Annotated in this window: 1 protein-coding gene; it reads right to left on the reverse strand. The window is 52.0% G+C overall.

Going from position 1 to position 1307, the window contains the following annotated elements; all coding sequences use genetic code 11:
- Window positions 1–251 precede the first annotated feature (251 nt).
- The gene (locus B056_RS42665) at window positions 252–491 is read right to left on the reverse strand and encodes a hypothetical protein (protein WP_154676969.1); all 240 of its coding nucleotides are present in this window, start codon (window positions 489–491) and stop codon (window positions 252–254) included.
- Between the last annotated feature and the right edge of the window lie 816 nt (window positions 492–1307).

Raw genomic sequence — 1307 nt, forward strand, 5'->3', positions numbered from 1 at the left:
ATCCTCCAAGGTCAACTCCACGCCCCGCACCCAGCCCTCCGATCAGCAGATCACCCTTCTACCAGGGCTGATGCACTGATCGCCTGAGACCACCGATCGCTCGGCGCTGTGGCGTGGGTCGAGCCCGAGGCGCGCAGCGGCGTTTCATCCTTCCGCAGTCTTCTCCGAATGTCCCGGAAGGGCTTTTCCTATAGTGACCGGAAACTTTCTGTGTAGCGATTACCGGGGAGGGGTGAACGATAGGCGTCGTGTCACTGTCTTTTTCCTCGCCAACTTCCGTCGGTGCGCATTTCTTGTGTCGTGACGTAGGTGCAGTAGCCCAGGCCAAGTGGGCACCATGCGAAGAAAGCTATTCGCATTCCCGCATCCTGATGGTCAAAAACTCGGCCGACCAGCCACCCGGTCAGGAGAAAAACTACCATCGACACCATGGCAAGGAGAATCTTTCGCCAGAGGTTCGCGTAATTGAGACCATCTTCCTTGCTCGTCACGTCTCTCCGGTCCGAATCTGAAATCTCGCGATGAATAGTGTCTCGATGTTTATTGATCTGGTCGGGTCGCGATTTTGCGACCCGACCAGACGTGCATCTGTTCGCCGTTAAAGAAATGTCTGACCGAAGACGGATGAATCCATATCCAATGCGGCGGCACTGTCGGACTAATCTCGTCTTCTTTCGTGATCTCCCGTCGATCCTTTCTTCCTCCCGTAGTGCTCGCGACAATTTATGAGGAAAATAAAAAGAAGCCCGACTGGAAGCAGGAAGAGTAAGGGGTAGAGGTATTTATGGTCGCTCTTGGCCGAGATCCCGAGCATCGCAGTAGTTCCAAGATAGATGATCCACGCTATAGGTAGAATTTTGGACATGACTACCCTTCGCGTAAAATAAATCAGTAATTTTTGACGTGTCTTACTATAAACTTGTGTAGGTAAGATTGGGTGTCGTATTAAATTGCGGCGGCGTTACCTGACATTTTTCGGCTAAATAAAGAAATCGATGGCGAGCGTGGGAGCTCCCAGGGTATGAACTGCGAATTATCCTTTCTTGATTGGTCTCTGCGGTTGATGTTTCCTGTCGTCGGACTGTCGTTGGGAGGGTCTGGTTTCGAGCCATTCTTTGTGTGAAGTTCCACCTGACAGACAAATGCTTTCATTAAAGTTCCGATGGGAATTGTGAATCCCACGATAGAGGGGCAAGCTGCGATCGCCTATAAGTCAATGCCACTCGATTAAGCCGACGAGCCGCCCGTCCATCCCGACACGCCAATGCACACTCCCTTCTTCGTCAACTCCCGAACTCGGCATGAGT

Source organism: Parafrankia discariae (assembly GCF_000373365.1).
Classification (GTDB): Bacteria; Actinomycetota; Actinomycetes; order Frankiales; family Frankiaceae; genus Parafrankia; species Parafrankia discariae.